Annotated in this window: 4 protein-coding genes; all 4 read right to left on the bottom strand. The window is 62.2% G+C overall.

Annotated elements, in window-relative coordinates:
- Window positions 1–793: 793 nt before the first annotated feature.
- The 4 genes from ACTOQ2_RS36850 to ACTOQ2_RS36835 all read right to left on the bottom strand — a co-directional run bounded on the left by ACTOQ2_RS36850 (window position 794) and on the right by ACTOQ2_RS36835 (window position 9,688).
- Window positions 794–2,881: an AIPR family protein gene (locus ACTOQ2_RS36850; protein ID WP_440105553.1), complete on the bottom strand. Its 2,088-nt coding sequence runs from the start codon at window positions 2,879–2,881 to the stop codon at window positions 794–796.
- A 266-nt stretch (window positions 2,882–3,147) separates the two neighbouring features.
- Window positions 3,148–4,722 (bottom strand): N-6 DNA methylase, encoded by a 1,575-nt coding sequence (locus tag ACTOQ2_RS36845; RefSeq protein WP_440105551.1) that lies wholly within the window; start codon window positions 4,720–4,722, stop codon window positions 3,148–3,150.
- On the bottom strand, window positions 4,719–6,143 hold the full coding sequence (locus ACTOQ2_RS36840; protein WP_440105550.1) for a restriction endonuclease subunit S: 1,425 nt from the start codon (window positions 6,141–6,143) through the stop codon (window positions 4,719–4,721). The genes ACTOQ2_RS36845 and ACTOQ2_RS36840 overlap by 4 nt, the downstream gene beginning before the upstream one ends.
- Window positions 6,140–9,688 carry a DEAD/DEAH box helicase family protein gene (locus ACTOQ2_RS36835; protein WP_440105548.1) on the bottom strand — a complete coding sequence of 1,183 codons (3,549 nt, stop codon included), beginning with the start codon at window positions 9,686–9,688 and terminating at the stop codon, window positions 6,140–6,142. Before ACTOQ2_RS36835 ends, ACTOQ2_RS36840 begins: the two co-directional genes overlap by 4 nt.
- Window positions 9,689–9,902 lie beyond the last annotated feature (214 nt).

Here is a 9,902-nt window from a genome sequence, read left to right as displayed (position 1 = left end):
GAGAAGAGACACGCCTCATCGGCCCTGCTGGGGACCGCTGTGGCATAAACCGTCTCCACGATTTCAGGGGATTGACACGACCTCTCTTCCGTGACTGGCACATGCCCTGCATCTGCGTGCTCGTCGTGAGTACTCACGACGAGCGCCGATCGGATGGCTCCAGCGCCGCTGGAAGCAAAACCTCCGCGCGATGATCTGCTTCGGAGGGCGACGACTCGCTCCACAGATGTCTGGGTCGCCAGTCGCGATCTGGAAAAACGCAGTCAAGATCATCACGTGCATGCTCCGCGACCGCTGACATGCGGCTGCCTACAGTGGCATCCAGCTGCATGCGGCTGGCGGAGGGGAGCGCGCGAAAGCCCAGATAGGTAGGCTTTTCGCTGGTCAGAAGAGTGCCCCCGGCATGATTCGAACATGCGACACCCGCTTTAGGAGAGCGACAGTCGTACTTCTGGTTTACGTCGTCTGACCTGTGCGGATGCCCTATACAGATCGCATCCCTCGCATGATCATCCCGCGCATGTCCCGCATTCGCCGAGTCAAGCGAGGTAGTGGTACGACCATCCGCTTTTCAGGCGTAGCAATCACGCAGCTCACCCGCTGAGACCTGGAAGCAGAGGGATGTTGACGGTGCCCTTCGTGTGCCTCTGATGGTGGACGTTGCCGTCAGCACCCCCTCGCTCGATGGCAAGGCCTGAGGAACGAAGGCCGCGGCAGCCGATCGCCCAGCCCCGTACGGCAGCACCGAAGTGAGCGATCGTCAGGACCTCTGCGGCATGAACGCCGCCCGTGACTATCGGTCCTCCTCAGCCTCTGCGAACAGCTGGACCGCCAAGTTCCACAGAGACAGGCCGTTCTCTACCGTCCACCGGCCTGTCCCCTGCACCGAGACGGGTGAGTCTTCGTACCCGGAAAGGTCCCAGATCCGCTGAACGAGACCGCTGGCCGAGTACTGTTTCCCGTCGTACGTCCATAGTAGGCATTTGACGCGATCGTTCACCCATGTCGCCTTAGCCCGCCGCAGATCCTCCGCTAGCCAGCTCCCGACGGCGGCCTTCTCAGGATCGCTCTGCGGCTGGTAGGTCAGCGGGGTGCCGTCAACGAGAAGACCGGCACTAACCAGTGTGGGCACGGCATTGGGGCGGCGCGACTTGCGCGGACGCCTGGCCGGGCTCTGGTAGTCCTCTGGGAGCGTGGGGGCGGTCATGCCTCGGTGCGCATCCTCCAACACCAGCTTGGCCAGTTTCTTACAGCGGGTCTCATCATTGAAAGTACTGCTGAGGAAAGAGTGCCGGCCAAATTGGGCGTCCAAGTGGAAGATTAGCCATGACAGGACCAGGGAAGTCAACGTCGGCACCTTGTCAAGGATGGGCTGCCAGTCAAGGTTCGTGTCCTCCATCCCGTCTTGGTCAACGAGCTGGAAGACCAGGTGTGTGATAAGCAGTTCCCCCCGCCGTGCCATGTCGGCAGCGCGTCCGTGCAGCCCTTTGCGTTCCAGTTCGAGCGCCGCGCCAACCGAACGGCGAACCTGTACCGACCGCCAGATGCGATAAGCGCTGGGTACCTCACTGAACAAGCGGGGGTACGCGCCACGGGTGCCGCGTTCCCAGAGCAAGTCGACGTTCTTGCCAGCGCGCACCGCCAACTCCGGGCTGTGGTGGGCACAGGCCAGCGCGACCGCGGCATGCTCCACCGAGCAGCCCGCCTCCGGTGCTGGGTCCGGCTCTCCGCGCTTGTAGGTGTAGATCTTGCCCAACCCCGACAGCAGGAAGTCCTCACGGATTTCGGCCTGCGCTGGGTCCAGGGCGATGAAGTCCCGCTGTGACACGTCGTTCTGCGTGTTGGTGGTCTCGGTGATCCGCGTGGCGTAGATCTCCCGCTCCGCCCCGAGGGAGAAGGCACGCACGGTGACATCGGCATCGTCGACGGTGTCCGGGTTCAACTCCATCGCCTCATGAATCGCCGTGACGGTTTGCGCGCCATTGACGACACTGACGCCCTCTAGAGTGAGCCTCACCGGCTCATCCCCTCGGCGGCGACCGAGGTAATGCGGCTCGATGCGGTCGCACAGCACCGTAATGCCATTGTTGAAGTACCAGAAGTTTTCCGGCTCCTTGAGCAGGGTCTCCTTGATGCCGGAGTTGATCCGGGTGAGGCCGAGTGACTTACGGACGTTTTGCTCGTACAGGGCATCACGGTGTTGGTCATACCATTCAGCGATATCTCTGACCGCGACAGTGCCCTGCCAGGCTTCGAACGGGACATCCCTCCGCAGCCAGTTTTGCATAGTGGCGGCGACGTTCACCGGGTCCGGCGCGACGTCCTGACGCAAGCGCTGGTAGAAGTCGGCGGAGCTCAGCACGTCGTATCGCAGCAACGGCCCATTGTTGTTAGCGTCTTCAAGGAGCCGTTCCATGACGCTGGCCGCTGCCTCTGAGAGAGTGGCCGGTCCCATCAGAGCGACCACTAGGTTGATCCGAAGCCGGGAATCCCCCATCGCGGCATCGAGCTGCGGGAGAAACGGCTGCATGCGGTCATTGAACGGATCGAAATTCCGACCGTCAACCAGTCGCACACCGTCTGCGAACGCCAGCGCGTCATCCCTAGACAGCTTGGCCGTCCCCGCGTTACTCGATTTCGCCTGGACAAGCCAAACCTCGGGGGAGCTCTCTCCCACCGCGATGGCATCGATGCCCTGGTCCTTGTCACCGTCGATTACGGCTCGGCCGGCGGTCTCGTAGTCGCAGCCGGTTACGATCCTTACGGCGTCGGCCGCGAGGGCACGTGAGAGAAACCGCTGGTCCCGGCCTGCCTGATCGTAGCCGCGCAGATCCTCCTCGTAGATTAGACCGGAGTAGTTCTGCATCAGCGCCGTGCGCACGTGCTCTATTCGGATTGGATTTTTTGAACCACTCTGCCGTTTCGTGCTCATCCCCGCCCCTGGAACAGCTTGTGCCTATGTGAGTCTGACGCGCGCTGAGCATAACCCGTCACCCACCGTAAGGCTCTAGCGTCTGCTCATCTATCAGAATGAGCAGGACAGAGGGAACTTATGCCATCGGCGTAAGGCCACTGGCTTCGTGCGTGGGCAGTGCTGGCCGCGACCGGCCGGAGAGCTGCAGCGCGGCCAGCAGCCACCCGACTCGCTTAAAGAGGCAGCTCGGCATCTGCCTCTATCTCTTCTACCGCTGGTTCGCCAAGGGCCTCGGCGATCGCGGCGAACTCGTTGAGTGCGGCTTGCAAGTCATCGACGATCTCGCGGGCGATCACGGCTGGAGGGAGCAAGCTGTCTGCGTCTTCCAGTGCAGGATCTTTGAGCCAGGTGATGTCCAGGTTCACCTTGTCGCGCTTGAGTAGCTTCTCAACTTCGAACACCTTGAATCGCTCGGACTCAACCCGCTCACTGCGAGGCTTGCCCGGCAGGTACGCGGCGACGAAGTCATCTAGGTGCGCGCGACGCATCGGCCGGGTCTTGAGGGTGAAGTGCTCGCCGACCCGGAAGTCATAGACCCACAACTTTGAGGTCCACGGCTGGTTGTCGGTTCGCGGGCTCTTCTTGTCGAAGAAGAGCACGTTCGCCTTCACGCCGCCAGCGTAGAAGATCCCGGTCGGCAAGCGTAGCAGCGTGTGAACGTCGAACTCCTTAAGCAGCCGCCGCCGGATCGCCTCCCCGGCTCCGCCCTCGAACAGCACGTTGTCCGGCAGGACGACCGCGGCCCGACCGCCAATCTTCAGCACCGACATGATGTGTTGCAGGAAGTTGAGCTGCTTGTTAGTCGTGGTGGAGCGGAAGTCGGTGCGGTCGTAGGAGATGTCCTCTTTGTCCAACCGGCCGTCCGAGCCGTACACGGTGATTGAGGACTTCTTGCCGAACGGTGGGTTGGCCAGCACCAGGGAGACCCGCTCATCGCCCCCGGGCTGCTTGGCCAGCGCGTCGCGCACGTCGATCAGGGAGGGGCCGTCGCTCGTGCCGACCCCGTGCAGGATCATGTTCATCGCCGCCAGGCGCGCGGTTCCCGGAACCAGTTCGACACCCCGGATCGCGCCGGAGGACAGATGATCCTGCTGCGCCTTGGTCATTCGGCCCTGGTACTCGCGCGCAATGTGTGCATGCGCGGCGATCAGGAATCCGCCAGTGCCGCAGGCCGGGTCCAGGATCGTGTCATCCGGGGTGGGCCGGGTGACCTCGACTATCGCGTCGATCAGCGGACGCGGGGTGAAGTACTGGCCCGCGCCGGTCTTGACGTCTTCGGCCCCCTTCGCCAGCAGGCCCTCGTAGGCGTCGCCCTTGATGTCGACCCCAGCGGCGGCCCACTCCTGCTTGCCGATCAGATCGACGGCGAGTTTCTGGAGCTTCGCGGGATCTGTGATCTTATTCTGGGCCTTGGAGAAGATCGTGCCGAGGTTCGTGTGCGGGTTCTTCGCCAGCTCGATCAGAACATGCCGGTAGTGCCGCTCAAGCTCCTCGCCCTTCTTCGCGACCAAGGAAGACCAGTCCAAGTGCTGCTCCACGAGCCGCTTGGGGACGTCGGCCAAGTCGTTCTGGTACTGCTCGTCGGCGATCTTCAAGAAGAGCAGGTACGAGAGCTGTTCCACGTAGTCGATCGTCGAGAGGCCATCATCGCGCAGCACCGTGCAGTAGTTCCACAGCTTCGCGACGAGCGAGTTCGTCTCGGCCCGGGCTACGGCAGCGGTCGTGCTCGAGGGCGTTTCAGCGGTCACAGCGCAAGCTCTTCCTGAGTGCCGGTCGGCACGATTGTGGTCTTCGGTGGTGCGATCATCTTCTTGGCGGTAGCGGGTTTCCGAGTGCGGGTCGTCTTCGGCTGACTGTTCCGTTCGGTCTCGATCCGTTTGAGCAGCTCTGACGCCGGTTCGTCTGCTGGGTCCTGCGGAATCAGTTTCCCGGCGAACGCCTCGGCAAGTAGCGAGCGTCGAAGGTTTTCTGAACGCTGCGATGTGAATGTAAGAGCATGGCCGAGTCGGAGCAGCCCTCGGTGAGCCTCATCGAATCTTTCAACCCGTCGTTGCTGTTCCGCGAGATCAGGCAGTTCCAGTGGCGCAGCCTTGAGGTCGCGACCAGAGATACCTGCTTGACCTGCGGTAGTTTTCACTGATTGTCGGATGAAATCTCGGGATCTACCCGCCGAACATGCCAATGCTACATATCGTGGATCAGCGTATGATTGGTTAATCTCAACCCGAATGAGCTTATCCGGATATGTCAGTGGCTCAATTCCATCAGGCACAACAGCGCAGGAGCCTACATATTCAGGGTTGCCGTTATAGCGCGTGAATAGTAGATCTCCTGGATTTAGAAGTGAGTGAGATGGGAAATTCGATTCAGGGAAAATTCCCGTATACCGAAGATCCGTAAGATCGAGAGCCAAAGCTCGGACAGCCCCAATGCGAAGAATTGGAATACCGATGGGATCTTTACCCGGCCTGGAGATGGAGATCCCATTCCGAACCTGCCGCGCAATTGCCCCAACGGTGGTGCTGGTCATGCTTGGATGAGGTTGACTGGTAATGGCAGACATCAGACGGGTGCGCAAGCGGGTGAGGCGTCGCGAGCTAGCAATGATCGCGTGTGATCCCGCATAGAGTCGGGACAGGTGGTCTTCGAGGGCTCCGACGATTCGGTGCTGCTCTGCCAGTGGCGGGAGGGGAATTGGGAGTTTGCGGATTTCGCTAAGCCCTAGGCGTGGTCGTCCAACTCCCTTAATTTTGCTCATGGCAACAGCTCGTGTCGCTGGTGCCTGCACCGCGTAGAGCACCCACTTGCTACTTACAGCGGGGTGCAATCGAGCACGGATCACATCGGCTTTAACGATGGCAGGGCCGTCGAGATCGGGCACCAAGGCGACTCTCGGTAGTTCTTCACCGAGAGAAGCCAGAATAAGATCCCCGGCCTGCACGTTGTGCGTCTTCAGGGCCTCGTAGTGATCAAGGCTGATGTACGCTCGCTCATCACGGAACTCGCCATCACCTACGTTTTGCAGACGCAGCACACGAGCACCCGTGTCGGTGTAGTGCGATGACTTAAGGTTCGAGCCGAACGGACCGTCAGTGATCGCCCGTGGTTCTGCTGCGAGGAGTCCTTCTAGCGTCGTCCATACCCACCCGTCCGGCAGTTCATCGCTCAAGCCAGTTCTCGATCCATTTCGGCGATCAGGGCACGGGCGCGGTCTCGGCCGCCGAAGTCCCGGATCAGACCGGCCTGGCCGCCACGCTGGGTAAAGGGTACGCCCTTGATGTCCTCGACGGTGATGCCAACGCCGATCGCGATGGTGTCGCGGATCTGCTCTAGCCACCATCGCTGATCAGCTGTGAACTCTGCTCCGGCCTGTTCCTGGCGGGCGAGCCAGGACGCGAAGCGTTCCTCGATCACGCTGCGGTAGGGCTTGAGTTCGGCGTCCATGCCGAGTTCGTAGCGGATTAGACTGACGAGGTCGGGCAGTTCCGCGTTCCCTCGGGGTGAAGCCGTAGCCTTGTCGAGCGTTTCGTAGGCGTCCCACAAGATGTCAGGAGTCCAGACATGCGGGGGGCGACGGATCCGCGCGGCGAGGTCTTTGAGCTTGGCCAGGGCATCGTGCCCGCCTCCCCTGGTCTCGGTCAGGACCTGGATCGCGGTGATCTCGTCGCGGTGCTTCTCCAAAAAACCGTGCCAGGACTGGATCGTGGAACCGGCTCGCTCTTCACGCGGAACCTCGACCAGGCTGAACACCTCGTCCTTGCTGGTCTCGTCGTAGGTGATGTCATGGTCACGGCGAATCTCCAGGATCCGATCCCGGTAGGGCGGGTTCCCGGTCAGTGGTGCGATCGCGTCTTCCACCAACTTGCGCGCGGCGACCGCACCGCCCTCTTCACGCGCCTTCTCCTGGGCATCCGGGTCGATCGCGGCGACGATCGCGCGGGAGAGTGCCGAGATGGAGACCCCGCCTCCGACGGTGGCGAGTTCCTCGCGTTCCTCGGGGGTGATCTGCTGGTTGAGCCGAGCCAGGCGACCGGCCAGCGCGGCGGCCTCGGTGACGTTGATTGCCTTGGTGGCGCACTTTTGGAGCAATTTGTCCAGGCTGATCTGCTTCTCGCTGGCGGACATCAGGGGTTTGGAGTCCGCCAATGGAAAGTCAGTGACCCCGACCGCGTCGAGCAGGATGAACCGGGTCTTGGCGATCTGATCGCTCGCACCGGGAGTGACCTCACGCAGCTCTTCGACGTCCAGGGTCCGCGCCCCCCGGCCTTTCATCTGCTCGAACAGCACGGCGCTGCGGACCGCACGCAGAAAGATGACGCATTCTAGGGCGCGGACGTCGGTCCCAGTTGCGATCATGTCGACGGTGACGGCGATACGCAGGGCGGCGTCATGCCGTAGATCGTTGATCAGGCTGTCGGGATTCTTGCCTGCGGCCCGCACCTTGTACGTGATTTTCGTGGCGAACTCGTCGCCCTGGCCGAAAACCTGCTTGGCGAGGCCGAGCACTTCCTCGGCGTGGTTGTCATCGGCGGCGAAGATGAGTGTCTTGGGCAGTACTTCCCGGTCGGGGAACCATCGCCGCCAGTTGTCACGGTATGTCGTCAGCACGGTGCGGATATGGTCTTCAGCGATGACCGCCCGGCCGAGCTGTCGATTGGAGTACACGAAGTCGTCGTCGAGCTGCTCGAGGCGCTGCGCGCGGGTCTTGCGGTTGCGGACCTTGACCGTGGTGCCCTCGTCGATCAGCGAGCCCTGTTCACCAATCTTCGTTGACAAGCGCACCACGTCGAAGTCGACGTTCACCCCGTCGGCGACCGCCATCTCGTAGGTGTACTCCGAGACCAGGTTCTGATGGAAGAACCCCAGGGTCTGCTTGGTCGGGGTCGCGGTCAGTCCGACGATGTGCGCGTCGAAGTAGTCGAGCACCCCGCGCCAAAGCCCGTAGATCGAGCGGTGGCACTCGTCGACCACGATCAGATCGAAGGACTCGGGCGGGATCCGCGGGTTGTATTCGACGCTGACCGGAGCATCCACCCCATACGGTGCGTCGCTCTCCTCGGCACTCTTGTCGGCGGCATCGTCCGCCGCGTCGTCGTTGACCACGGTCTCACCGCGCAACAGTGCGTACATCTTCTGGATCGTGCAGATCAGCACGCTGGAAGAATCCTGGACGTGGTCTCCGGCCAGGCGCTCGACGTTGTACAGCTCGCTGAACTTGCGGCCGTCATCCGGGGTGACGTAGTTGCGGAACTCACCGAGGGCCTGGCGGCCGAGGTTGTTCCGGTCCACCAGGAACAACACTCGCCGGGCCTTACCGTGCTGGAGCAGCCGGTAGGTCTCGGTCACAGCGGTGAACGTCTTACCCGCGCCGGTCGCCATCTGGATCAGGCCACGCGGACGGTCGTTGGCGAGTGATGCCTCCAGACCAGTGATCGCCTCGATCTGCGCTTGGCGCAATCCACTGGTCTCTAGTGCCGGCAGGTGTTTGAGCCGGGCCCGGTAGGTGGGAGCATCTGGGAGCTCATCGGCCTCCCGCATCCACGCGGCGAGAGTTTCCGGGCGGTGGAAGGAGAAGACCTCGCGGGTGCGGGCCTGCGGGTCCAAGCGATTGAGGAAGACCGTCTCCGTGCCGGTGGTCGCGTATCGGAAGGCGAGCGGTTCTTTCTTTCGCCACACCGCAAGAGAATGTGATTTCGAAGCACCGTCGGCGTACCTGGCGTTTTGCGCTTGGGCCGCGCTCAGGGTCTGCCCCTCCCGCTTGGCCTCGATCACCCCGACGATTTTCCCGTCGACATACAGCACATAGTCTGCCGGACCGGAGGCGAGGCGAAACTCGCGAACTGCGACGCCGCGCCCGGCCATCGGATTGAGGTCCTTGAAATCCTGGACCACCCAACCGGCCTCGCTCAGCATCTGGTCGACCACCCGCCGAGCCTGAACCTCGTTCAGCGGCGCAGGGCGGAGCGCTCGCTCCACAATCGCCGCACGATCAGCCGAGGAAATCGTTCTCGGCTGAGCTTTGAGCGTGTTGAAGTTTGCCTGCTGGGCTGCTCGAAGTTGCGTCAGTTCCGCTAGCAGCGCCTCGTTCTGCGTCCGCAGTTCCTCATGCCGGGAGCGGGCGTTCGCGACCAGAGACTCGGCCACTACCCGGGCCCGCTCGTGCTCCTGCGCGAGATCGACGATCTGGTTCAGCTTCAGCTGTGACTCGGCCAGAGCCGCTCGATCCCCATCCAGAGCTTCGCGTAGTGCAGCTAGCTCAGCCGGATCGGTGATCACCGGCTCGGCAGGAGGAACAAAGCCCTCTACCGTGCGGTCTCCAGACAGCGCCCGGTGCAGCCACACGCCCAGTTCCCAGGCGACCCTGATTCCTTCCAGGGCACGGGTGGTGTCGAACATGTGCCGGTGCGTCGCCTGATTGCCCGTGTGCCGCAGTGTGTCGAACGCATTACGCACTTTCGACGGCAGCATCCCCGCGTTGGCCAGCGCCGCGATCCGGTGAACCTGATGGTCCCCTGCCACCCTCAGGCCCGAACGGGTGATCAGCTCCTCGGCCAGCACCTCCCCAAACTGCCGAGTGTGGACCAATGCGGCGTTCGAGTCGGTGAACACGACCGCTTCGGCCTGGGCTCCATACAGTGCGAGCAGTGGATTGTAGCCGTACAAGCGCCCGAAGTTCACAGAAGAGCGCGCCAAGTCAGTCAACCGTATGTCCACGTCGCCTTATCCACAGCTACATCGTGACCTCAAATTTTCCTCGAATAATACGCAATTTTGGATCTTCGCGCTTCCCCATCAGCTTCAGAAGCATCGGAGGGTCCGCATCATTTAAGGCCTGTGCGCCTACGGATTCAGTCTTCACTCAGCCGTGGTCGTTCGTCTCGGTACTCCGTTAGCGCGTGGGTGGCGCTGGCTGCGACCGGCCGAAGAG

The sequence above is a fragment of the Streptosporangium sp. H16 genome (assembly GCF_051918855.1).
Classification (GTDB): Bacteria; Actinomycetota; Actinomycetes; order Streptosporangiales; family Streptosporangiaceae; genus Streptosporangium.
This window is presented reverse-complemented; position numbering and strand designations above follow the sequence as displayed.